19 protein-coding genes are annotated in these 23,939 nt (G+C 63.8%); 13 read left to right on the forward strand and 6 right to left on the reverse strand.

Annotated elements, in window-relative coordinates:
* Positions 1-7: 7 nt before the first annotated feature.
* The 5 genes from FJQ89_RS00295 to FJQ89_RS00315 form a co-directional block, all read right to left on the reverse strand.
* Entirely contained in the window at positions 8-4,063 is a 4,056-nt protein-coding gene (locus FJQ89_RS00295) for a Pls/PosA family non-ribosomal peptide synthetase (RefSeq protein WP_141168575.1), read from the reverse strand.
* Positions 4,064-4,211: 148 nt separating this feature from the next.
* The gene (locus FJQ89_RS00300) at positions 4,212-4,916 is read right to left on the reverse strand and encodes an anaerobic ribonucleoside-triphosphate reductase activating protein (protein ID WP_423245180.1); all 705 of its coding nucleotides are present in this window, start codon (positions 4,914-4,916) and stop codon (positions 4,212-4,214) included.
* Positions 4,909-5,106 carry an anaerobic ribonucleoside-triphosphate reductase gene (nrdD, locus tag FJQ89_RS28530; RefSeq protein ID WP_141168576.1) on the reverse strand — a complete coding sequence of 66 codons (198 nt, stop codon included), beginning with the start codon at positions 5,104-5,106 and terminating at the stop codon, positions 4,909-4,911. Before nrdD ends, FJQ89_RS00300 begins: the two co-directional genes overlap by 8 nt.
* The gene (locus FJQ89_RS00310) at positions 5,103-6,851 is read right to left on the reverse strand and encodes a ribonucleoside triphosphate reductase (protein WP_141168577.1); all 1,749 of its coding nucleotides are present in this window, start codon (positions 6,849-6,851) and stop codon (positions 5,103-5,105) included. The genes nrdD and FJQ89_RS00310 overlap by 4 nt, the downstream gene beginning before the upstream one ends.
* A 118-nt stretch (positions 6,852-6,969) precedes the next feature.
* Positions 6,970-7,386, reverse strand: coding sequence for a hypothetical protein (locus FJQ89_RS00315; protein WP_096234812.1), 417 nt, complete (start codon positions 7,384-7,386; stop codon positions 6,970-6,972).
* 162 nt (positions 7,387-7,548) lie between these two features.
* Here FJQ89_RS00315 and ubiU point away from each other — a divergent pair, with 162 nt between their 5' ends.
* The 3 genes from ubiU (at position 7,549) to ubiT (ending at position 10,157) form a co-directional block, all read left to right on the forward strand.
* Complete coding sequence (ubiU, locus tag FJQ89_RS00320) at positions 7,549-8,586, forward strand: ubiquinone anaerobic biosynthesis protein UbiU (RefSeq protein ID WP_423245181.1); 1,038 nt, start codon at positions 7,549-7,551, stop codon at positions 8,584-8,586.
* Between the two features lie 126 nt (positions 8,587-8,712).
* Positions 8,713-9,609, forward strand: a complete 897-nt coding sequence (ubiV, locus tag FJQ89_RS00325) for a ubiquinone anaerobic biosynthesis protein UbiV (protein ID WP_141168578.1) — start codon at positions 8,713-8,715, stop codon at positions 9,607-9,609.
* Positions 9,610-9,629: 20 nt separating this feature from the next.
* Entirely contained in the window at positions 9,630-10,157 is a 528-nt protein-coding gene (gene ubiT / locus FJQ89_RS00330) for a ubiquinone anaerobic biosynthesis accessory factor UbiT (RefSeq protein ID WP_141168579.1), read from the forward strand.
* A 38-nt stretch (positions 10,158-10,195) separates the two neighbouring features.
* Here the strand turns inward: ubiT and FJQ89_RS00335 are convergent, their stop codons facing one another.
* On the reverse strand, positions 10,196-10,459 hold the full coding sequence (locus FJQ89_RS00335) for a heavy-metal-associated domain-containing protein (RefSeq protein ID WP_071078113.1): 264 nt from the start codon (positions 10,457-10,459) through the stop codon (positions 10,196-10,198).
* Positions 10,460-10,706: 247 nt separating this feature from the next.
* Between FJQ89_RS00335 and FJQ89_RS00340 the strand changes: the two genes are divergently transcribed.
* From FJQ89_RS00340 to FJQ89_RS00385, 10 genes are all read left to right on the forward strand, one after another.
* The gene (locus FJQ89_RS00340) at positions 10,707-11,576 is read left to right on the forward strand and encodes a substrate-binding periplasmic protein (protein ID WP_141168580.1); all 870 of its coding nucleotides are present in this window, start codon (positions 10,707-10,709) and stop codon (positions 11,574-11,576) included.
* Positions 11,577-11,826: 250 nt separating this feature from the next.
* A complete protein-coding gene (gene aspT / locus FJQ89_RS00345) occupies positions 11,827-13,509 on the forward strand; it encodes an aspartate-alanine antiporter (RefSeq protein ID WP_141168581.1) in 1,683 nt (560 codons plus the stop codon).
* A gap of 54 nt (positions 13,510-13,563) precedes the next feature.
* Positions 13,564-15,252: an aspartate-alanine antiporter gene (aspT, locus tag FJQ89_RS00350; RefSeq protein WP_141168582.1), complete on the forward strand. Its 1,689-nt coding sequence runs from the start codon at positions 13,564-13,566 to the stop codon at positions 15,250-15,252.
* A gap of 68 nt (positions 15,253-15,320) precedes the next feature.
* Positions 15,321-16,925 carry a bifunctional aspartate transaminase/aspartate 4-decarboxylase gene (locus FJQ89_RS00355; protein ID WP_141168583.1) on the forward strand — a complete coding sequence of 535 codons (1,605 nt, stop codon included), beginning with the start codon at positions 15,321-15,323 and terminating at the stop codon, positions 16,923-16,925.
* Between the two features lie 178 nt (positions 16,926-17,103).
* Entirely contained in the window at positions 17,104-18,516 is a 1,413-nt protein-coding gene (locus FJQ89_RS00360; RefSeq protein ID WP_243136322.1) for a TolC family protein, read from the forward strand.
* Positions 18,516-19,490, forward strand: a complete 975-nt coding sequence (locus FJQ89_RS00365; protein ID WP_141168584.1) for an HlyD family secretion protein — start codon at positions 18,516-18,518, stop codon at positions 19,488-19,490. The genes FJQ89_RS00360 and FJQ89_RS00365 overlap by 1 nt, the downstream gene beginning before the upstream one ends.
* A gap of 6 nt (positions 19,491-19,496) precedes the next feature.
* Positions 19,497-20,678: an ABC transporter permease gene (locus FJQ89_RS00370; protein ID WP_141168585.1), complete on the forward strand. Its 1,182-nt coding sequence runs from the start codon at positions 19,497-19,499 to the stop codon at positions 20,676-20,678.
* Entirely contained in the window at positions 20,675-21,832 is a 1,158-nt protein-coding gene (locus tag FJQ89_RS00375) for an ABC transporter permease (protein ID WP_141168586.1), read from the forward strand. Before FJQ89_RS00370 ends, FJQ89_RS00375 begins: the two co-directional genes overlap by 4 nt.
* 48 nt (positions 21,833-21,880) lie before the next feature.
* On the forward strand, positions 21,881-23,461 hold the full coding sequence (locus FJQ89_RS00380; RefSeq protein WP_141168587.1) for an AAA family ATPase: 1,581 nt from the start codon (positions 21,881-21,883) through the stop codon (positions 23,459-23,461).
* The gene (locus FJQ89_RS00385; RefSeq protein WP_141168588.1) at positions 23,458-23,931 is read left to right on the forward strand and encodes a hypothetical protein; all 474 of its coding nucleotides are present in this window, start codon (positions 23,458-23,460) and stop codon (positions 23,929-23,931) included. Before FJQ89_RS00380 ends, FJQ89_RS00385 begins: the two co-directional genes overlap by 4 nt.
* Positions 23,932-23,939 lie beyond the last annotated feature (8 nt).

Genomic DNA, 23,939 nt, shown 5'->3' on the forward strand with positions numbered 1-23,939 from the left:
GCTGCGATCAGCTACGCAAAGGTGCCGCCGGGCAGCCGGCCCAGTTGCTGCCGGCGGGGATATGCTCACCTTTCATCACCAGGGTCAACGGTCCCAGGCGCGCATTGTCGCCTACCTTGGCGCTGTACAGCACGGAGCTGCGCGGGCCCATGTAGACGCGCCGGCCGATGTCCACGTGGTCGATCTTCATCACGCGGTCTTCGAACAGATGCGTCTGCGGGCAGGTCAGCGCATTCAATTCGCTGTAGTCGCCGATATGCACGCAGTCGAATTCCGTAATGTCCGTCGTGTCCATATAGACGCCGCGGCCGATCTTGCAGCCGAACAGGCGGAAAGCCAGCGGCAGCCACGGCGTGCCGCGCAGGTAGCGCATGAAGTTGGGCACGGCGATGCCTTCGTACAGATTGGTCACGCCTTCGGAAATCCACACGAACGGCGTCCACATGGGCGCCGCGTGCTTGCGGTAGCGTCCCAGCAGCAGCCACTTGAACAGCACCACCACTAAAAAGTTACCGATGCCGTAGGCGATGCCGGCAATGGCCAGGTCGCCCACCACTTCGCCCCAGCGCCCGGCGCCGGCGATCGGCATCACGTCCAGCACCAGGGTGTAGCCGACGGCGATCACCACCGCGTGCGGCGCGACGATGCGGAACGCTTCGATCAGGCTGCGGCCCAGGCGGCGCAGGATGGACGGCTTGAAGGTCAGGTGCTCGGCAAAACCGCTGACCTGTTCGCGCGCAGGCAGGTGCATCGGGGGAGAACCGAGCCAGGTATCGCCGCTGTGCATCTGCTCATTGCGCGGCGCATGCGTATGCACGCCGATCAGCACGTGCTCGGGCAGGGTGGTGCCGTCCGGGATATAGCTACCGTTGCCGACAAAGCTGCGGTGCGAGATGACGGTGGGGCGCATGGTCATCCAGCCGCCGTCGATCTGCTCGTCGCCCAGCATGACGGCATCGGCGATGAAGGTGTCGTCGCCCAGGGTCAGCATGTCGGGCACTACGCCCAGCGCCGTGGAAATCTCGGCGCCCTTGCCCACCTTGGCGCCCAGCAGACGGTACCAGTACGGTGCGTACACGGTGGCGTAAATGCCGTGCAACACGTTCAGGCTCGATTCCTGGATATGGCTGACCAGCCACTTGGCGCAATAAATATTGCTGTGCACGGGCGAGCTGCCCGGCTTCAAGCGGGGCAGTGCGCCCCAGCGGATGGCGGCCGACAGCAGGGCCGTCAGCACGATCAGCACGGCGCTGGCGGGGAAGGCCAGCAGGAAGTAGCGGGCCAGCTGGGTCGTCACGTCGCGGCCCTGCAGCCACGGCATCATTTCGCGTTCGTCGAACCAGTCGATCAGCACGAAGCTGGGGAAGACGGGCATGAAGAACAGCACGGCGATGAGAACCATGCCGAAGCAGAAGAACAGGGTTTCGCCCGTCAGGCGCAGGCGCGAGACGGCGGGGCGCGGCGGCTGGCTGGCCCGGTCGTAGGGGCCGATGTCGCGCGCGGGCGAACCGGTCCAGACCCTGCCCGCCGGCACGCTCACGCCATCGGCCAGCGCGGATTGTCCCTCCAGGTGGCCGAAGGCGCCTACGCTGGTATTGCCTTCCAAAATCGCGTAAGAGCTGATGCAGGCATCGTCGCCGATGCTGATCTGGCCCAGCAGCAAACGGCCCCGTTCCACGCGGGCGTTTTCAAAATTGACGGCATTGCCGACGCTGACGTTGTCGCCGATGGACAGCAGGTCGGGCGCGCGCAGGGTCATCGAGCCGATGACCACTTCCTTGCCCACTTTCGCGCCCAGCGCACGAAGCCACCAGCTGTTCAGCGACGAGCCGCTGAGCAGATACGCGGGCGCCGATTCGACCAGGCGGTCGGCCAGCCACCAGCGGTAGTAGGTGACGCCCCACAGCGGATAGCTGCCCGGTTTCAAACGCCCGGCAATCAGCCACTTGCCGGCAATCGCGATGGCAAATTCGGCCAGGGTGGCGAGCAAGAACACGACTATCGAGGCGGCGATGGCGCGCGGCACGGTATCTCCCGTGTCGCCCGTGAAGAAGTGGTAGGTGAAAAACGGCGCCATCCACTGCGCCATGCGCAGGGTGACGAGGCCCGGCACGGCCGCCGCCTGCGCCGCGCCGCACAGCCAGCGCTTCATGGCCGATGGCGGCGTCCACTCCGCTTCCGGCGTGGCCAGCGCGGGCGCTTCATTCAGCACGGCGGCGATCTTGCCGATCTGGCGATTGTGATAAATGTCGCGCACCGTCATGTGGGCGTAAGCTGGATTGGCGCGCAGGCTTGACGCCAGGCGCGCGGCCAGGAAGGAGTGGCCACCGAGGTCGCTGAAGAAGTCAAACTGGCGCCGTATCGGCTGGCCCGGGAACAGTGTCGCCAGCGCCGTGAACAGGGCCGCTTCGGCCGGCGTTTCCGGCACGTCCGATTCGCCCGCCTCGCCGGCCGGCGGCGTCGAGAGCGGCATGGCCTTCAGCGCTTTTCTGTCGATCTTGCCGGAGGTGAGGCGCGGCATCAGCGGCAGCAATTCGAAGCGGCCCGGCACCATGTAGGGCGGCAGATGCAGGTTCAGGGCCGCGCGCAGGGTCTTCGCCACCAGGGCATCGTCGGGTGCATCGTCGCTGCCGACGATGTAGGCCACCAGCTGGTCGATGCCATCATCCTTGCGCAGCAAGACGGCCACCGTGCCCACGCCGGCCTGCTGCGCCAGCACGGCCTCGATCTCGCCCAGCTCCACGCGAAAGCCGCGTATCTTCACCTGATCGTCGGCGCGCCCCAGGCACAGCACCTGGCCATCAAGATCGATGCGCGCCAGGTCGCCCGTGCGGTACAGGCGCGCGTCATCCTCGCTGGTCGCCCACGGATTGGGCAGGAATTTTTCCAGCGTCAGGTCGGGCCGGCCCAGATAACCTTCGGCCAGGCCGGGGCCGATGATGCACAGCTCCCCCGTCTCGCCGCGCGGCAGCAGAACCAGCGGACGGTTTTCTCCCGGCTCGGCTACCTGCAGCACCAGCAAGCCATAGTTGGGCAGCGGCGTGCCGATGGTGACGGGTTCACCGGGCCGCAGGCGCGCCAGGCTGCACGAGACGGTCGCTTCCGTGGGGCCATAGGTGTTGAACATGGCGCGGCCCGGGCGCGACCAGCGCTCGACCAGGGACTCGGGGCACATCTCGCCGCCCAGGTTGATCAGGCGCAGGCTCGGTACTTCCTCGGCGAACAGGGCCAGCAGGGTCGGCACGGCATGCAGCACGGTGACGTGGTTGGCTGCCAGTGCGCGCGGCAAGGCTTCCGGGTCGCCCGAGATTTCCTTCGGCCCCAGCCACAGGGTGGCGCCCACCAGGTAGGCGATCCAGATTTCCTCGAACGACATGTCGAAGGCGACGGAAAAGCCCTGGTAGACGGTGTCGGCTTGCGCCACTTCCAGCACGGCGTTTTCGCTGCGCAGGAAGTGGCAGATGCTGCGCTGATTGATCAATATGCCCTTGGGTTTGCCCGTGGAACCCGACGTGTAGATCACATATGCGGGGTGTTCGGGCAGGACGGTTGCGCGCGCGGGCAGCAGTTCGCCCGGTGCGGCGGGGGCCAGCAGGCTTTCCGCCGTCCAAACGGGGCGCACGATGCCAGCATCAAACAGGCGCGGCGCGAACTGCGCGCAGCTGACGACGCCAAAGCCGTTGGCATCATCCAGGCATACCTGCAGGCGTTCCACTGGCGTGTCTTCATCGACGGGCAGCCAGGCGGCGCCCGCCTTGGCGATGGCAGCCTGCATCAGCAGCAGAGGGGCGCCGCGCGGCAGCCACAGACCCACGATGTCGCCGGGCTTGACGCCGGCCGCCACCAGGCGCGACGCGGCCAGGCCAGCCTGCGCATCGAGTTCCGCATACGTGATGCGGCGCTCGCCGTCGATCAGGGCGATTTGTCCGGGACAGCGGCGGGCCGTTGCCTCCAGCAGGTCGGCCAGCACTTCCTCGCGCAGCAGATCCGGTCGCGGCGGGCCGTACAGGATGTCGGCGTGGGTGGAAGGGGTGCCTGGGCTGACTGCGGTGAAATCGTTCATGGATAACGCTTATCTGTAATGCGGTGTAAGGAATCTGACGGGCTGCGCATGGCGCGCGGCACAGTTGATACCTTACAGCACGCCAGACATTTCAGCGTTGTAGAACGGGTAATTTTTCGGGGCTTTCGGCAATTATGTGACTGCAGGATCAACTGCCATGGTTACGGAAGGTAAAACGGGGAAACATGGCGCCGATTTGCGCCACCGTGCTCGCCGCCGGATAGCCGTGCAGGGGGCGGCCTGCCAGTGCCATATCCAGGCAGCCTTCGGCGCGGAACTGCTGCAGCACGTAGTTGTCGACGCCTTTCGCGGCCAGGGTGGTGGCCAGGGCCAGCAGCTGTTCGTCCGGCAGCAAGTCCGGGTGGGTGGTGGTGCGGCATTCGTAGGCCACGCCGCTGGCGAGGATGGCGTCCAGGCAGGCGCGCGCGGGGTCGCCGCTGCCGGCCACGCGGGTCACATGACGATAGTCGGCAAACGGCGCCTTGATGTCGAAGCCCACCCAATCGACCAGGGGCAGCACTTCCTGCAGGCGCTGCGGATAGATGCAGGCCGTGTGCAGGCCGACGCCGAAACCCAGTTCCCTGACGTCGAGCATGGCACGCGCCAGCGCCGGGTCCATGCACGCCTCGCCGCCGCTGAAGACGACGGCGTCGACCAGGCCCACGCGGCGGCGCAGCCAGGTCAGTACGTCCTGCCACGGCATGGTGCCCTGCGGCGTGCGTGCCTGCAAATGCGGATTATGGCAATAGCCGCAACGCCAGGGGCAGCCCTGCACAAAGACCACGGCGGCCAGCTTGCCCGGGTAGTCGGTGGCGGAAAAGGGCGTCAGGCCGCCCACTTTCAACTCAGCCACGGCAGGCGGGCTGGCCAACCCGGGCGCTCGCTTCCATGAAGTACTGGCGCTCGTGGAATTCGCCCTGCTTGCCGATGTTGAACGAGGCGACGGGGCGGTGGTAGCCCATTACGCGCGTCCAGATTTCGCAGCGCTGGCGTTCGGTGTCGAGCAGGGTGATGGCGGGAGTGAAGTCGGGACGTGCGTTCATGTTGTTTCCTCAAGTGATGGAACAGGGTGGGCGTGCTTGCGGGCGATCAGTTCCGCGTCGCAGATGGGGCAGAATTCATGTTTGCCGGCCAGGTAGCCGTGGCGCGGGCAGATGGAAAACGTGGGCGTGACCGTGATGTAGGGCAGCGAAAAGCGGCTCAGCGCGCGTTTTACCAGTTCGCGGCAGGCATTCGCGTCCGACAGCGCTTCCGTCATGTACAGGTGCAGCACCGTGCCGCCCGTGTACTTGCGCTGCAGCGCGTCCTGCAATTCTAGCGCCTCGAACGGGTCGTCCGTATGGCCCACGGGCAGTTGCGACGAGTTCGTGTAATACGGGTTGTCGACGGTGCCGGCCTGCAGGATGGCCGGATAGCGCTTGCGGTCTTCGCGGGCAAAGCGGTAGGTGGTGCCCTCGGCCGGCGTCGCTTCCAGGTTGTACATATGTCCCGTCTCTTCCTGGAATGCCACCATGCGCGCGCGCACGTGGTCGAGCAGGCGTATCGCCAGCGCATGGCCCTCGGCGGACGTGATGTCCCAGGCGTCGCCGCTGAAATTGCGGATCATTTCATTAATGCCGTTCACGCCCAGCGTGGAAAAGTGATTGCGCAGCGTGCCCAGGTAGCGCTTCGTGTAGGGGAACAAGCCTTGCTGCATCAGTTCTTCGATGGTGCGGCGCTTGATTTCCAGGCTGGTCTTGCCCAGCTCCAGCAGGCGGTCCAGGTCGGCCATCAGTGCCGCTTCGTCGCCGCGCCACAGGTGGCCCAGGCGCGCGCAGTTGATGGTCACCACGCCCAGGGAGCCAGTCTGCTCGGCGGAACCGAACAGGCCATTGCCCCGTTTCAGCAGTTCGCGCAAGTCCAGCTGCAAGCGGCAGCACATGGAGCGGATCATGTTCGGCTTGAGTTCCGAATTGATGAAATTCTGGAAGTAGGGCAGGCCGTAGCGGGCCGTCATCTCGAACAGGCGTTCCGCATTTTCGCTATGCCAGTCGAAATCCTCGGTGATGTTGTAGGTGGGGATGGGAAAGGTGAAGACGCGGCCCTTGGCGTCGCCCGCCATCATGATCTCGATGTAGGCGCGGTTGATCATGTCCATCTCCGCCTGCAGCTCGCCATAGCTGAAGTCCATCTCCTGGCCGGCGATGACGGGAATCTGCTCGCGCAGGTCGTCCGGGCAGACCCAGTCGAAGGTGAGGTTGGTAAACGGCGTCTGCGTGCCCCAGCGCGATGGCACGTTGAGGTTGAAGATCAGCTCCTGCATGTACTGGCGCACGTCTTCGTAGCGCAGGCTGTCCTTGCGGATGTAGGGCGCCATGTAGGTGTCGAAGGAGCTGAACGCCTGCGCGCCGGCCCATTCGTTTTGCAGGGTGCCGAGGAAATTGACGATCTGGCCGATGGCGCTCGACATGTGTTTCGGCGGGCCCGATTCGATCTTGCCCGGCACGCCATTCAAGCCTTCATGCAGCAGGGTGCGCAGCGACCAGCCGGCGCAATAGCCGGCCAGCATGTCGAGGTCGTGGATGTGCAGCGCCGCTTCGCGGTGCGCCGCGCCCACTTCCGGCGGATACACCTGGTCCAGCCAGTAGTTGGCGATGACCTTGCCCGACACATTGAGGATCAGGCCACCCAGTGAGTAACCCTGGTTGGCGTTGGCGTTGACGCGCCAGTCGCGCCGCTCCAGGTATTCATTGATGGACGCGGCGACATCGACCTGGCCGCGTGTGGGGGAAACTGCATTCGTCGTCATGAAACCTCCAATAAACACAACATGCGGTGTTTTTATGAAGGTTATCCACTAAATGTAGTGCCGTCAAAGGTGGCGTGCAAGCGATTCGCGGATACTTGATCCAGGTGAAAAAACCACCTCAGCCGGTTTTGTTCCAGCGCGTTTCGCGCAGGATCAGCCAGCTCGCGCAAAAGAACGCGGCGCCGCAGGCGGCGATGCTGGCGACGGAGGCGGGCAGTACGTGGGCCCAGATTTCCAGCGGCGTATAGGTGCTCCAGCTGGCCACGCGCGCGTCGAACGTGACGTAGTTCGCCAGCAGCCAGTAGATGGCCAGCAGGCCCGTGCAGATGGCGGCCTGACGCAGCAGCGGCAGTTGGCGGCGCGCGAACACGGCCAGCAGGAACAGCAGCAGCACGCCCGGATAGGCGCCCAGCACTTCCGGCGACAGCACGGAGATGGTCCCCGCGTCATAGCCATCGGCCGGACCGGCCCACTGCACTTGCAGCGCGGTGAGGAACAGGGTCAGAAGGAAAATCAGCAGCGGTTTGCGGGTCATGGTGGGCAATCGACGAGGGAGGAAAGTGGGGCATTTTACAGCCAGGTCAAGCAAGTTGAAGGCGCGCCAGCCATGCATGCATTCCTTCACCTGCGTCAAGGACTGGGCAGCATGGGCGGGGCTATAGTCTGCACCCTGAGCCGATACAGGACTGTGAACATCATGATGCTTGAAGCAACCACCGCCACCCGCGTGGCCGGACCGCTGGAACTGGTCTGCCCCGCCGGCAGCCTGCCTGCCCTGAAAGCGGCTGTCGACAATGGCGCCGACACCGTTTACCTTGGCTTTCGCGACGCCACCAATGCGCGCAATTTCGCGGGCCTCAATTTCGATGAGAAGGCCATCGCCGAAGGCGTGCGCTACGCCCATCAATATGGACGCAAGGTGCTGCTGGCGCTGAACACCTATCCGCAGCCGCACAACTGGGCCGTGTGGCGCAGTGCCATCGACCGCGCGGCTGAGGCCGGCATCGACGCCATGATCGTCGCCGATCCGGGTCTGATGGCCTACGCGGCCCAGCACCAGCCGCAGCTGCGCCTGCACCTGTCCGTGCAGGGCTCGGCCACCAACTACGAAGCCATCAATTTTTACCATGAACACTTCGGCATCGCCCGCGCCGTGCTGCCGCGCGTGCTGTCGATGGCGCAGGTGGAACAATTGATCAGCAAGACGGAAGTCGAGATCGAAGTGTTCGGTTTCGGCAGCCTGTGCGTGATGGTCGAAGGGCGCTGCGCGCTGTCGTCGTATGCGACGGGCGAGGCGCCGAACACCCACGGCGTGTGCTCGCCGGCCAAGGCCGTGCGCTGGCTGGAAACGCCGGACGGTCTGGAGTCGCGCCTGAACGGCGTGCTGATCGACCGCTACGCACCCGGTGAAAACGCCAGCTACCCCACCCTGTGCAAGGGGCGTTTCGAAGTCAATGACGAAGAGTATTACGCGATCGAGGAACCGGCCAGCTTGAATACCCTGGCGCTGCTGCCGCAACTGATCGCCATGGGCGTGCGCGCCGTGAAAATCGAAGGGCGCCAGCGCAGTCCCGCCTACGTGGCCCAGGTCACGCGCGTGTGGCGCGAAGCGATCGACGCCTGCCGCGAAGGCAATCCGCGCTACGCCGTCAAGCCGGGCTGGATGGCGGCCATGGACAAGCTGGCCGAGGGCCAGCAGCACACTTTAGGCGCCTACCACCGCTCCTGGAAATAGCAAAACCTACTGCGCGTCCCGGGGCGCGGCCTGCGATGCTCACTGTGCTCTAGCACAGCTGCGCTTCTCGGCCTCGCCGCGAGCCGCTCGCTACGGTTTTGTAACTTAAAAAATACTGGAAAAGGCATGCTAAAACTATCGTTGGGCCCCTTGCTGTACTACTGGCCGCGCGCCACCGTCTTCGAGTTTTACCAGCAGATCGCCGGCAGCGCCGTCGATATCGTGTATCTGGGCGAAACCGTGTGCTCGCGCCGGCATGAGCTGCGCCTGGCCGACTGGCTCGATATCGCCGACATGCTGGCCGCTGCCGGCAAAGAGGTGGTGCTGTCGACACAGGCGCTGATCGAGGCGGGCGCCGAACTGGCGACCCTGCGCCGCATCACGGGCAATGGCCGCTATACGGTCGAAGCCAACGACATGGGCGCCGTGCATTGCATGGAAAAGGGCGCGCCCTTCGTCGCCGGCCCCCATTTGAACCTGTTCAATGGCCCCAGCCTGCAACTGCTGGCGCGCCTGGGCGCGCGGCGCTGGGTGATGCCGCTGGAAATGGGGCAGACGGCGCTGGCCGAGATGCAGCGCCAGAAACCGGAAGGGCTGGAGACGGAAGTGTTCGCCTACGGCCGCATGCCGCTGGCGTTTTCCGCGCGCTGTTTCACGGCGCGCAACCGCAACCTGCCGAAGGACGATTGCGGCTACAGCTGCCTGGAGGAGCCGGACGGCTTGCTGCTGCGCACGCGCGACGAGGTGCCCTTCCTCGTACTGAACGGCACGCAGACGCAGTCTGCCCTGGTCTACAACCTGGTGCGCGAACTCGACGCCATGCGCGACATGGGCGTGGCGGTGGCGCGCATCAGCCCGCAGGCCATGCATACGGAACAAGTCATCGCCATCTTCGACCGCGCCCGCCGTGGCCAGGTCAGCGGTGTGGGCGCGCAGGCCCAGCTGGCGGCCTGCCAGCCGGCCGGCGCCTGCGACGGCTACTGGCACGGCCAGCCCGGCATGGAACAGCACGCCGCTCATTGAATGCATCGAAAGGAAGCACCATGCAAGATCAACTGGAAAGATTGCCCATCCCGGCCAAGCCCGCCATGAGCAAGCCCGCCATGTCGTACCGGCTGCCCGAACCGCTGGCCGAATTGCTGTCCAAGCTGCCGCCGTATCCCGCCTCCTGGCTGTTCGTGCAAGGCCTGAACCGCTTGCTGGCACCGCAATTGCCCGACGATGTGCGGCGCAGCCTGGAGGGGCGCAGCCTGCGCCTGCGCCTGATCGACGCGGGCATTGCCTTCGATTTCGAGTGGCAGGGCACGGTGTTCGTGGCCGAGCGCTATGTGGACGTGCCGGACCTGTGCATCGCCGCCAGCGTGCATGACCTGATGCTGCTGGCGCGGCGCCAGGAAGATCCTGACACGCTGTTCTTCAGCCGTCGTTTGAGCCTCGAAGGCGATACGGAGCTGGGTCTGCTGTTCAAGAATACGCTCGACGCCATCGAGCTGCCGCCGTTCGATTTACAGGCGCTGGGACCGCGCCGCGTGCTGGCGCATCTGCGCGACCGGGGCGCGCGGGAAGGCTGAGCGGAGCAGGGGGAGCGAAGAATTGCCGGAGCCGGCGTTCAATGGCGGCAGTGGCCGCAGGCGCCGCTGCAAGACGGCAGTTGTTCCTCGTCGGAGGCCTCGCCCATGAAGCCGGCATCGTTGACGGCGGCCAGCAGGCGCTCCTGTGTGGCCAGCCGTTCGTCAAATTGCACCGTGGCGCCGTGGCGCGCCAGCGAGACGCACACGGTGGCCACGCCCGTGACGGCCTCGAGCGCGCCTGTCAGCCTGTCGGCGCAGCCTTCGTGATCCATCCCGATAATATTCAAGCGTGCTGTCTGCATGGGTTCCTCTTGTTTTTCAGATAAAAAAACAGCGTAGGCGAGCGGTGCGCATGCCGTCCAGAGCAGCACGCAAGATTTATTTTCTATTTGCGGTTTTATTGATCTGGATTAATTTCAACCGCTCCTGGTCAGCCTGAAACAGCTGTCGCTTGATACACAGTTGCCCTATTCCAGTCGACAAGCGTGCTCTGCTGCGCGATACTGTCATTCTGTTAAGAACGCTATGAAAGCGCTGGAAAGGAGGGCCATGCAACGCCGCCCCCTGCTCAAACTTGCCGCCCTGTGGCCGTTGGGCGCGGCCGCCGCCAGCACGTCGCCGCCGCTGCCGCTCGTGTATCCGCGCCATCAGGCATTCAATGATCCGCAGCAAGGCTATGTGACGGCTTTGCTGCAACTGGCGCTGGCGCGTTCGGGCCAGGCGTATGCGTTGCGCCGTTCCGAATTGCGCATGGTGCAGACGCGCGCCATGCAGGAAATAGCCACCGCGTCGGGCAGCGTCGATGTCGTATGGGCCATGACGAGCCGAGAGCGCGAAACGCAATTGCTGCCGGTGCGCATCCCCATCGACCGTGGCCTGATCGGCTGGCGCGTGGCCCTGATCCAGGCGCGTCAGCCGCAGTTGCTGCGCGCTGTGCGCAGCATCGCCGCCCTGGCGCGGCTGTCTGCCGGCCAGATGCGCGACTGGCCCGACTCCGCCATCCTGCAAGCGAATGGCTTGCGGCTCGACACCTCGAGCACCTACGAAGGCCTGTTCCGGCAACTGGCGGCAGGGCGCATCGATTACTTTCCCCGTTCCGTGATCGAGGCGCAAAGCGAGCTGGCCAGCCACGCGCAATTGCCGCTGGCGCTAGACACCCACCTGGTCATCCGCTACCCGGCCGCGCTGTACTTTTTTGTTGGCAAGCAGCGGCCGGAACTGGCACGCCATATTGAAATCGGACTGGAAAGCATGCTCGCCGATGGCAGTTTCGCGCAGCTGTTCCAGCAGCATTTTGGCCGTCTCGCAGATGGCCTGAAGCTGGCCCATCGCTACACGCTGGAACTCGCCAATCCCGACTTGCCGGAAGAGACGCCGCTGGCGCGCAAGGCACTTTGGTATCGTCCAAATCATTACTAGTGGTTTTGTTGATCGGTGTCAAACTACCGCTTCAATCGTGCGCAGGATGTTTGATGAAACGCAAGGCTAGTTCAATAGAACACCTGTTGACACTTGTAAAATTTTCACCGAACATGATTCCTCGTAACAACATTTCCCCGGTACGGGCCTTCAGGGCCGGTGCTGCGTGGACTCCTGTACGCCCGTTCATCCGCCAGCGCCTGCCAGCCCGAGAACGGGTAACCAACCGTCTCTTTTCGAAGGTTTGCTCATGCTCGATTCGATCGCGTCGGTATTGCACCAGGTGCCAGAACTGGCCTTGTTCCTGGCGTTGGCCCTGGGCTATGCGCTAGGGCAGATACGCTTCGGTCCCATCCAGCTGGGCGGTGTGTGCGGCACCCTGATCGCCGCGCTGCTGATCGGCCAGCTGGGCATCACCCTGGACGCCAGCGTCAAAAATGTCTTCTTCATGCTGTTCATCTTTGCCCTCGGCTATGCGGGCGGTCCCCAGTTCTTTGCCAACCTGAATGCCAAAGGCTTGCGCTTGGGCATACTCTGCCTGATCGAAGTGGTGGTGGTACTGGCGCTGGTGCTGCTGGCCACGCGTTTCCTGGGCCTGGACCAGGGCACGGCGGCCGGCATGATGGCGGGTGCGGCGACGGAATCGGCCGTCGTCGGCACGGCTACGGATGCCATCTCGAAACTGGCGCTGCCGGCGGCGCGCATCGCCGAGCTGCAAGCCAACGTGGTCACCGCGTATTCCATCACCTATATTTTCGGCCTGATCGCCATCGTCATCGTCACCAGCCAGATTTTCCCGCTGTTGTTGCGGGTCAACCTGCGCGAGGAAGCGGACAAGCTGTGGGAAAAGATGGGCGGCGCGCAGGCCGAAGGCGACGGGGTGCAGGCCACGCCGGAAATGGTGGGCCGCGCCTACCGCATCAGCCGCGGTGCAGGACGCCGCCTCGATGCCTTGCAGCACATTTTTGCGGGCCGCGCCAGCATCACGCGCGTGCGCCGGCACGGCAAGGTGCTGACCCTGGAACCGGCACTGCGCCTGCGCGCCAACGATGAAGTGCTGGTGATCGGCCACCGTCCCGCGCTGGTGGCGGCCGAAGCCGTCCTGGGCGAAGAATTTGCCGACACGACAGGCTTGAACATGGCCGTCTCGGCCGTCGAAGTGGTGCTGCAGCAGGCGGCCCTCGTGGGCCAGCCCCTGCGCCAGCTGGCCTTGCCCTCCGGCGTGCATGTGGCGGCCGTCGTGCGTGGCGAGCACAGCATGCCGCCCCTGCCGGACCTGGCCCTGCAGCGCGACGACGTGCTGCGCCTGTATGGCACGAAGGACGGGCGCGAGCTGACCACGGCGCTGGCCGCCATCGGCAAGCGCGTACCCACCGGGGACCGCAGCAATATCGTCTACGCCAGCATCGGCATCGTGCTCGGTGTGTATATCGGCGGCTTTACCGCCAGACTGGGCGGCATCCCGTTTTCGCTGGGCACGGGCGGCGGTGCCTTGCTGACGGGTCTGGTGTTTGGCTGGTACCAGGCGCGCAAGCCGGGCATGCAGGGCATCCCCTCCAGCGCGCTCGACATGATGAAGGATATCGGCCTGGCCACCTTCATCGCCTGCGTGGGGCTGGCGTCGGGCCCGCAGGCGATCGACTTGATCCGTCAGTACGGCCTGTCGCTGCCGCTGATGGGCGTGCTCATCGCCGTCGTTCCCGCCTCGCTGTCGTTGCTGGTAGGCCACTTTTTCCTCAAGCTGGAAGCGCCCGTGCTGCTGGGCGCCATCGCCGGCCAGCAGTGCAGCACGCCGGCCCTGTCGGCTGTGCAGAACGCGGCCGGCAACTCGACGCCCTTGCTGGGCTACACGATCACGTATGCGATCTCGAACGTGGTGCTGCCTCTGCTGGGGCCGCTCATCGTGGCCCTTGCCGGCTCCGTCCACGCGTGAAGCACGCAAGAGCACACGCAGTAAAGAATTCCTTCAACACGAAAGGCGGTCTGTATGGAATGGTTGCATGAGTTATTCAAGAAGTCGCCCGAAATTGCCTTGTTTCTCTCCCTGGCAGTGGGTTACTACATCGGCAAGATCAAGTTCGGCTCGTTTCAGCTGGGCGGGGTCGCCGGTTCACTGCTGGTGGCGGTACTCGTCAGCCAGGTAGGCGTGGCCATCGATCCCGGCGTCAAGTCGGTACTGTTCGCCCTGTTCATTTACGCGGTCGGCTACGAAAGCGGGCCGCAGTTCTTCAATTCCCTGGGACGCCAGTCGGTGCGCGAAATCATCCTGGCGGTCGTGCTGGCCGTGACGGCGCTGCTGACGGTGGTCATCATGGCCAAGGTCTTTGGCCTGGACAAGGGCCTGGCGGCCGGCGTGGCGGCGGGCGGCTTGACGCAATCGGCCATCATCGGCACTGCCGGCGATGCGATCACCAAGCTGGGCCTGGCGGCCGACGAGGTGGCGCGCCTGCAGGGCAACGTGGCCGTCGGCTATGCCGTGACGTACGTGTTCGGCTCGTTTGGGGCCATCATCGTCTGCGTCAATATCTTGCCGAAACTCATGGGTCGCACCATCCGCGAAGATGCGATCAAGGCGGAAACGGCGCTGCAGGCGGGCGTGCAGGTGCTGGGACCTGGCCAGACGCCGGCCGCGCCTGACCTGATCGGCCGCATCTACGATGTGGGCCCCGGTGCCGGGCGCTCGGTGGCGGAGATCGAAAGCGCCCATCCGAACACGGCCATCACCATCGAGCGCGTGAAACGCAATGGCCAGATCATCGACGTCAGCCCGGACCTGGTGCTGGCGGCCGACGATATCGTGCTGCTGGTGGGCCGGCGCGAAGCCATGCTCAGCGTCTCTTCCCAGCTGGGCAAGGAATTGCTGGCCGTCGAAGGCATGGAACTGGTGATGCAGCGTCGCGACATGGTGCTGACCAACAAGGCTTACCACAACAAGACGGTGGGCGAGATCCGCAGCGCGACAGCGCCCGGCGTACGTCACGGCATCTTTGTCGTGCAGCTGAGCCGCATGGGCAAGATCTTGCCCATGCAATCGGAAACCGTGGTGCAGACGGGCGACGTGGTGACCATTTATGGCGCCGAGCAAGACGTCAAGCGCGTGGCAGCTGAAGTGGGTTACATGATCGTGCCGAGCGCCAAGACGGACTTCGTCTACATGGGCGCCGGCCTCGTCGTCGGCCTGCTGGTGGGCTTGCTGGTGGCGCGCATCGGCTCGATTCCGCTGACACTGGGCAGCGGCGGCGGCGTGCTGCTGTCGGGCCTGGTATTCGGCTGGTTCCGCGCCAAGCGCCAGACCTTTGGCTACATGCCCAGCGGCGCCGTGCAAATCCTGAAAGACCTGGGCCTGGCCGGTTTTGTTGCCGTCGTCGGCCTCACGTCCGGCCTGCAAGCCGTGCAAACCGTGCGCGAACACGGCCTGACCCTGTTTGGCGTGGGCGTGGTGGTGACCATCTTGCCGATGATCTTGACCATGCTGATCGGCCGGTACATCTTGCGCTATGACAACGTGGCCATCTTTGCGGGCGCCTTGTCCGGCTCGCGCAGCGCCAATCCCGCCTTCGGCGAAGTGTTGAACGCGGCGCAAAACTCGATTCCCACCGTACCGTTTGCCATCACGTATGCCTTGGCCAACGTTTTCCTGACCTTGCTGGGGCCGCTGATTGTGGCCTTCGTCTGAGTCTGCTGTATGTGCAAGAACCTTTGCAAGAACCCTCAAAATTATCAGTCTGATAAGGAGTAGCAAAAATGGATTTCAGTAACCCCGCCAAACTCGCCCTGTTGAGCCCCTTCGAACTGAAGGATGCGCTGATCCAGACGGCCAAGCAAAGCAACCGCCTGATGCTGAACGCGGGCCGCGGCAACCCGAATTTCCTGGCCACTACGCCACGCCACGGCTTCTTCCAGTTCGGCCAGTTCGCCATGACGGAAGCGGAGCGCTCGTATGTCTACATGGATGACGTGGGCGGCTTTCCCACGCGCGAGGGCATCGAGGCGCGCTTTGAAATTTTCGTGCGTAAACACGAAGGCAACCCGGGCGCGCATTTCATCGAGGCGGCCGTGTCGTATGTGCGCGACCAACTGGGCCTGAGCGCGGGCGACTTCATCTATGAAATGTGCGAAGCGATTCTAGGCTGCAACTATCCCGTGCCTGACCGCATGCTGCGCCTGTCCGAGAAAATCGTCGGCCAGTATATCCACCGCGAAATGATCGGCGACCATCCGTTCATCGGCAATTTCGACATGTACGCCGTCGAAGGCGGCACGGCGGCCATGACGTATCTGTTCTCCAGTCTGAAATCGAACCACATCATCCAGGAAGGCGACACCATCGCGCTGGGCATGCCGATCTTCACGCCGTACATCGAGATTCCCCAGCTCAATGACTACAAGCTGAACACCGTGCACATCGATGCGCCGCAATCGAACAATTGGCAATTCACCAAGAAGGAGCTGGACAAGCTGCTGGACCCGAAAGTCAAAGCTTTCTTCCTCGTCAACCCCAGCAATCCGCCTTCCGTCAAGATCGATGACGAGACCCTGGAATACATCGCCAAGATCATCAAGAAGCGCCCGGACCTGATCATCCTCACCGATGACGTGTATGGCACTTTTGCCGACAATTTCGTCTCGCTGTTCGCCATTTGCCCGTTCAACACCATCCTCGTGTATTCGTTCTCGAAATACTTCGGCGCGACGGGCTGGCGCATGGGCGTGGTGGCCACGCATGAAAACAATGTGCTCGACGACAAGATTGCCAAGTTGCCGGAAACCATCAAGAAGCAGCTCGATGCGCGCTATCACTCGATCACCACGGAGCCGCGCCAGCTGAAATTCATCGACCGCCTGGTGGCCGACAGCCGCACGGTGGCGCTGAACCACACGGCCGGCCTGTCCACGCCCGTGCAGGCGCAGATGACCCTGTTCTCGCTGTTCTCGCTGATGGATGAAGAGCAAAAGTACAAGCAGTCGATGAAGCGCATCGTGCTGCGCCGCAAGGAAGCGCTGTACCGCGAACTGGGCTTGCCGATGGTGCACGACGCCAATTCCGTGCGCTACTACCACCTGCTGGACATGGAGTCTTTGGCCGCGCAGATGCATGGCGTGGAGTTTTCGCAGTGGCTGCTGAAAAAACTCAAACCGAACGAAGCCTTGTTCCGCCTGGCCGAGGAAACGGGCGTCATCCTGTTGCCGGGCCGCGGCTTCGGCACCACGCATCCGTCCGGCCGCGTGTCGCTGGCCAACCTGAACGAATACGACTACGCCAACATCGGCCGCGCCATCCGCAACATGGCGTCCGAGTTCTTTGCCGTGTTTGAAAAGGAAAAGGGCGGCAAGAAAGCGAAGAAGTAAGCCGCTAGCCGCTTAGTCTGAGTAAAACGGGCGCCCCGCAAGAGGCGCCCGTTTTTGCATGCCAGCGCCAGTAACCAACAGTGCAGCCTGGAATGGACATCCGTGGATATAATTGCTATTGTGAAAGTATAAACATGGCAACCCCGTGCTTTCCCCTCATTCATTGACTGGACGCTCCATGGGCAGATTGCAAGGACACTTATCATTATTGCTGGCGAGCACGCTGGGCGCGGCCATGCCCGCCCTGGCGGAACCGCTGACATTCAACGAAGCGCTGCAGCAAGCGGCCAAGGCTTCGGGCGCCGTGCAGGGCGCCGCGCTCGACGTGCGCGCAAAAACACTGAAGGCCGAAGCCTTGTCGAATATCGACGGCCCGTCCGTGGACTTGACGGCGTTTCGCGGCCGCTTGTCGACCGATTTGAGCATCGATACGAGCGGCTTGTCCGGCGTGGTGGGCGGTATCGAATCCGTGCTGCCGCCGATTCCCGGTTTGCCCACGCCGCACATTCCCAATTCCCTGAACCGTGAAGTGGTGACGGACCTGACCTCGTTCGGTTTGCTGGGCATGTGGCCCATCTACACGGGCGGGCGCCTCGATGCCGTCAAGGGCCTCGCTTCCAGCCTGACCCTGGCCGCACAGGCCGAGCACACGGAAGCGGAAGAACAGCTGGCCACCCTGGTGGCGCAGCGCTATTTCCAGTTGCTGCTGGCTAAACGCGTGGTGGCCGTGCGGGCCGAAGTGACGGCCGGCGTGACGCAGCACCAGCGCGACGCGGCCAAGCTGGAAAAGGGCGGCCTGATTTCGCGCGCGGAACGCCTGCGCGCCGACGTGGCCCTGGACAGCGCCCGCAGCGAGGAAGCGCAGGCGCGCAGCGACGAGGAAATCGCACAAGTGGCGCTCGACCGCTTGCTTGCCGTCAACTCGCAAGTGCTGCCCAGCACGCCGCTGTTCGTTAACAGCTTGCCGGTCGGCACCTTGCAATCGTTCATCAGCACGGGCATGCGCGAAAATGCGAACTGGAAAAAGATCGACAGCAAGCGCGTGCAGGCCGAGCAAGCCTTGAAGCTGCATGGCAAGGAATATGCGCCCACCGTCTTTGCCATCGGTAATTACAATTTGAATCGCGGCAGCGAAAAGCTCGTGCGGTCGAACTGGGCCATCGGCCTGGTCGTGTCCGTGCCGCTGGTGCACCGCATCAATACGGGCAAGATGATCGCCGCCGCCAAGCTCGACCAGGAGCGCGTGGAAGTGGTGGCGCGCCAGGCCGAGCGCGACATTCCCACCCTGATCGAGAAGAACTGGCGCGCGCTGGAAAACGCCCGTATCCAGTATCTGTCCACAGCCTCGTCGGTGGAACTGGCACGCGAAAATATCCGTTTGCAAACGGTGGCCTTCCAGCAAGGGCAGGTGACGTCGCTGGAAGTGGTCGATGCGCGCCTGAACCTGGCCAAGGTCGAGACCCAGCGCGCGCAGACCGCCTATAACTATGTGATGGGGCTGGCGCAATTGCTGGAAGCGACGGGCGAGACGCAGCGCCTGGGCAGCCTGGCCGCGGCGGCCGATATCCAATTACCTGTGGACAGCAAATAATGAGTACCTCCAAAAAACCATTGGCCATAGTCGCCGGCATCGTTATCCTGGGCTTCGTCGGCTGGGGCTTGTACCAGGCATTCCAGCCGCAGCGCCTGCCTTTGCAGGGGCAGATGGATGCGCAGGAAGTCAATGTCTCGTCGAAAGTGCCGGGCAGGGTGGGCGAGCTGTACGTCAAGCTGGGCCAGACGGTGCCGAAAGGTGAGCTGCTGTTTCAGCTGACGAGCCCGGAAGTGGATGCGAAGATCGCGCAAGCGACGGCCGCCACTCAGGCAGCCGATGCCGTGGCGCAAAAGGCGCAAGCGGGGGCGCGTCCGGAAGAAGTCGCCGCGGCGAAAGCCAATTGGGAACGGGCGCAAACGGGGGCGACCATCGCCAAGACTACCTACACCCGCGTCAACAATATGTACGAGCAAGGCGTGATCGCCCAGCAGAAACGTGACGAGGCGCAAGCGCAATGGCGCGCCGCCGACCAGTTGGCGCAGGCGGCCCGCGCGCAATACGACATGGCGCAAAAAGGCGCCCGTCCGGAAGACAAGACGGCCGCCGCCGCCCAGGCGCGCCAGGTGGGCGCCGTGCTGACGGAAGCGCAGATCGCCCTGGCCGAAACGAAGATCGCCGCGCCGGTGGCGGGCCAGGTCAGCAAGATCCAGATACAGCCCGGCGAACTGGCGCCGCAAGGTTTCCCCGTGATTACTCTGGTTAACCTCGACGATGCCTGGGCCGTGCTGCAGGTGCGCGAAGATGAAATGGCGGCGTTTGGCATGGGCAGCACGCATACGGCCAACGTGCCGGCGCTGAAACAGCAAGTGAGCTTCAAGGTCAGCTCGGTGGCCGTGCTGCCCGATTTTGCCACGTGGCGCGCGGCCCGTCCGGGCGGCACGGATTTGCGCACGTTTGAAATCCGTCTGCGCCCGGCCATCAAGGTCGATGGCTTGCGTCCGGGCATGTCGGTCGTGTTTCCACCGCTCTGATACGCGATGAGCGAAGCGGATAAAGGGCCGGTTTCTACGCTGGCGCGCGAGTGGGCGCGGCTGCGCGGCGATTTTTGGGATCTGGGCATGCTCAGCTGGATTCCTGTCGTGCTGTGCGGCCTGTTGTGGCTGGTGTTTTCCGCCGGCATCGCGCGCGACATGCCCATCGTCGTCATCGATAACGACAACTCCACCCTGTCGCGCCAGCTGACGCGCTGGCTCGACGCTTCGCCCGGCATTGCCGTGGCGGCGAAAGTGGCGTCCAGCGACGAAGCCCTGCACCGCTTGCGCGAACGCACGGCGTTTGGCTATCTGGTCATTCCGAACGATTTCGAACAGAAACTGCTGGGCGGCCGCCAAGCCACTGTGCAATGGCTGTACAACGCGCAGTTTTCCTCGCACGCGGGCGCCTTGCTGCGCGATGTGCGCACGGTCAGCACGACCTTGTCGGCCGGCATCGAGATGACGGCGCGGGTGAAAAAGGGCATGTCGGGCGTGCAGGCGGCGGCCCAGTTCGAACCGATCCGTACGACACTGAACAGTCTATACAATGAAAACACCAGCTATGAAGCGTTTCTGACCCTGGCCCTGATGCCGGCCATGCTGCAGATTTTCATCGTCGTCGCCGTCGTCACGAGCATCGGGCGTGAATTGCGCGACGGCACGGTGCCCCAATGGCTGGCCTCGGCCAATGGCAGCTGGCTGCGTGCCGTCGGCGCCAAGCTGCTGTTTCCCCTCATCGCCTATTGTGCGCTGGCGCTGCTGTACTTGCTGTTCTTCAGCCTGGTGCGGGACTGGGCCGTGGCGGGCAGTTTGCCGGCCTTGCTGCTGAGTATGTTGCTGCTGGTGCTCGCTTACTGTGGCCTGGCCACCCTGCTGATCGCCGCCACCCTGTCGCTGCGCCTGGCCCTGTCGGGCGCGGCCTTCATCACGGCGCCGGCCTTCGCGTTTGCGGGCCAGGCCTTTCCCTTGATGGCCATGCCGGCGCCGGCGCGCGCCTGGGCGGAAGCCTTGCCGCTCACGCATTATCTGCAACTGCAAACGAAATACTGGCTTGCCGGCGCGCCATGGCGCTATGGCGTGCAGGAAATGCTCATTTTGGCTGGCTTTGCCGCCGGCTGCGGCGCCGTGGGTGTATTCCTGCTGGCGCGCCGCGCGAATGCGCCTGCGGCATGGGGGCGCGCATGAACAGTTGCTGGCCCGCCTTTCTCGCCACCTGGCGCGCCATGCTGACGGACAAGGGCGCGCTGACCTTGCTGTTCATCGGCGGCATCATCTATTCGTTTTTCTATCCGCTGCCGTACTCGACGGAAATCGTCCAGCGCGTGCCCGTGGCGGTCGTCGACCAGGACCGCAGCGCCATGTCGCGCCAGTTGACGCGCTTCGCCATGGCCCATCCTTCGTTGCAAGTCGTGGCCGTCACGCCGGACTTGCCCGTCGCGCAAGATTTATTGTGGCGCGACCAGGTCATGGGCGTCTTGATCCTGCCCGACGGCTTGCAGACGGACGTGCTGGCCGGCCGCGCCGCCCATGCGCAAGTGGCGGGCAATGGCTTGTATTTGATGCTGAACAAGGTGGCCCTGAATGGCCTGGCCGAAGTGGTGGGCACCGTGTCGGCAGGGATCGAGCTCAAGCGTCTGGGCGCGGGCACGCCGTCGGCCGTGCAGGCCAGCCAGCAGCGCTCGCCCATCGCGTTTGACGCCGTGCCCTTGTTTAACGTCAAGGAAGGCTATGGCGCGTATGTCGTGCCGGGCGTGGCGACCTTGATCGTGCAGCAGACCTTGCTGATCGGCATGACCATGTTGTTCGGCACCTGGTATCAGCGCAAGAGCTTTCCGATAGCGGGTCAGCGCACGGCGGGCGGCTATGCGGGCATGCTGCTGGCCTTTGCCTGCGTGGCGTTCCTGAACTGCTGCTATTTCTTCGGTTTCGTCTTCTGGTTCCAGGATTACCCCCGTGGCGGCAACTTTGGCGGCATGCTCTTGCTGCTGGTGCTGTTTTCCCTGGCGGAAGCGGCCTTCGGCATGCTGCTGGGCATGCTGTTCCGCACGCGCGAACGGGGCACGCAGCTGATGATCGCCACCTCGATGCCGATTCTGTTCCTGGCGGGCCTGACTTGGCCTGTCTCGTCCATGCCCATCGTGCTGCAATGGTTGCGCTGGCTGCTGCCGTCCACGGCCGGCATCCAGGGTTTTGTCGCGCTCAATCAGATGGGCGCGTCGCTGCATGAAATCCGCCATGAAGTGGCAGGCTTGCTGGCCTTGCTGCTGGCCTGCGTGGCGCTGGGCTGGTGGCGCTGGCGCAAGCTGGACGAAACCATTGTCGATTTGAACAAGGCGTAATGGGAACGATATGCAATAATTTCATTTCCCTCACGTTGTCTGTACATTATGTCAGCCTTTAATTTGTTCCAGCGCCTGTCCCAAGCCCCCACCAAGCCCAAGGCCGCTCCCGCCGCGCGGCAGTTCGACGTGGCGGATTTGTACCAGGGACCCATCGCGCTGGGCGCAGAAGGCGAGGCGCAAGCGCGGCCGTTCGATGAAAAGCTGCGCCAGGCGTATTTCTGGATCGTTAACCACGCCATCATCAGCCCCCATTACGATATCGAGTACAACGATGGCCCGTCGCAGACCTACTCCGTGGGCGACAGCCGCCGCACCCTGAATCTGCCGTCGGCGCAAAGCTATTCCAGTTTTATCTTGCTGCCGCTGCTGACGTTCGCCACGCGCCGCAAATGCCTGTTTGTCGGCGGGCCGGGACGGGGCAAGACGGCCAGCGCCTTGCTGATGGGCGTGTTGGCCGGCTCCACCGTCAAGGAAGTCAAGCGCGCCATGCAGCACGGCCACCCGCAAATGACGGTGGCCGATTTGCTCGGCAATCCGCTGCCGGCGGACCTGGTCAACGCGCAAAGCATGGACGATATCCGCATCGCCTGGCGCGCCTGGCTGGGCATGCGCGTGAAAATCGTCGATGAATACAACCGCATCCCCACGCGCACGCAAAGCGCGTTGCTGACCGTCATGGGCGACAATTACGCTGAAGTGCTGAACCACATTTACGAGTGCCCGGAAGCGGCCTGGTATCTGACGGCCAACGACGACCAGGGCGGCGGTACCTATCAGGTGATCGAGGCGCTGCGCGACCGGGTCGACGTGACCGTGCAGGCGCTGGCCTTCAATCCGCGCTTTTTGAATGAGCTGCTGCTGCGCGTGGAAGAAAACGTGCGCCCCGAAGAGCTGGTGCCGCCCGATATCATCTTCACGGAAGGCGAGGTGGATCAAATAGGCGAGGCGATCCGCCAGGTAGGCATACCGGACGCGGTGCGCCGGCGCCTGGAGTTTTTTGCCAGCCAGTTCGAGCTGTTCGAGACGGCCGGCGGCCAGTTCGAATACATGACCAAGGATACGGCCCGTTTGGCCGGTGCCGACCGGGGCGCCGCGCAGGCGGCCGATAATGGGCGCGACCGCCTGAAAGACCTCGGTTGCCAGACCCTGAATGGCATTTCCGTGCGCACCCTGATGGCGCTCATGATCTATGCCAAGGCCATGGCGTATTTTCGCGGTAACGGTGACGTGGAGCTGGAAGACTTGCGCCAGGTGCTGCCCTTCGTCCTGCATAACAAGCTGCAGCCGGACCCGGACGCGCCATTCTTCGCGCTGCCGGAAAACGCCGCCTACCGCAGCGACAGACTGGGCTGGCTGCGCCGTTTGTTCGATTTGTCGAACGATGAATTCAACCGCCTGGACCTGGACCGCGATGACCCGGTGGGCGTGCTGTCGGCCGAATTCGACCTGGGCCTCGATGGCGTCAGCGAGCGCGAGACCCTGGCGCGCCTGAACCGCATTGAAAAGCTGATCGGCGAACGCACGAAGGGCAGAAAACTGTATGGCCCCCTGTACGACGATTTGCTGAAACTCAAATACCTGCATCAGCGCTATACGAATTACCGCAGCTGGCTGCGTTCGCAATGAGTGTCCTGCATTGTCAAGGCGTCCTGGAAGCGCTGGCGCTACTCAATAGTGAAGCGAGCGACCTGTGTGCGAGCTACGAGTTGCAGCGCCTGCCCGATGCGCCCGATCTCGCCACGGCGCTGGGCTTGCGCGTCGAAGATTATGCCCTGAACGTCATCGAACCCGCACGCGACTTGCCGGCGGCCTTGTGGCACCTCCGTGCGGCGCCGTGCGGGCGCGCGCACCTGGAACAAGTATGCCAGCGCTGGTTTTTCTCGTCGCGGCACATGCAGGTGGCGCCACCCGGGCGCTTCCGCGCGCAGCTGGTGGCCGCGTTCCTGGCGTCGCTCGACGATGCGCTGGGCGGATTTTCCCTGCACGCCGTGACGATGACGCCGCCCTCCGGTTTCTGGTATGCGATTCATTGGGACGAGATCGCGTTCGAACTGGGGGATGAACGCTATCTGCTGCACTTTTCGCACAGCGACTGAGGAGTGGC

The organism is Janthinobacterium tructae (assembly GCF_006517255.1).
Classification (GTDB): Bacteria; Pseudomonadota; Gammaproteobacteria; order Burkholderiales; family Burkholderiaceae_D; genus Janthinobacterium; species Janthinobacterium tructae.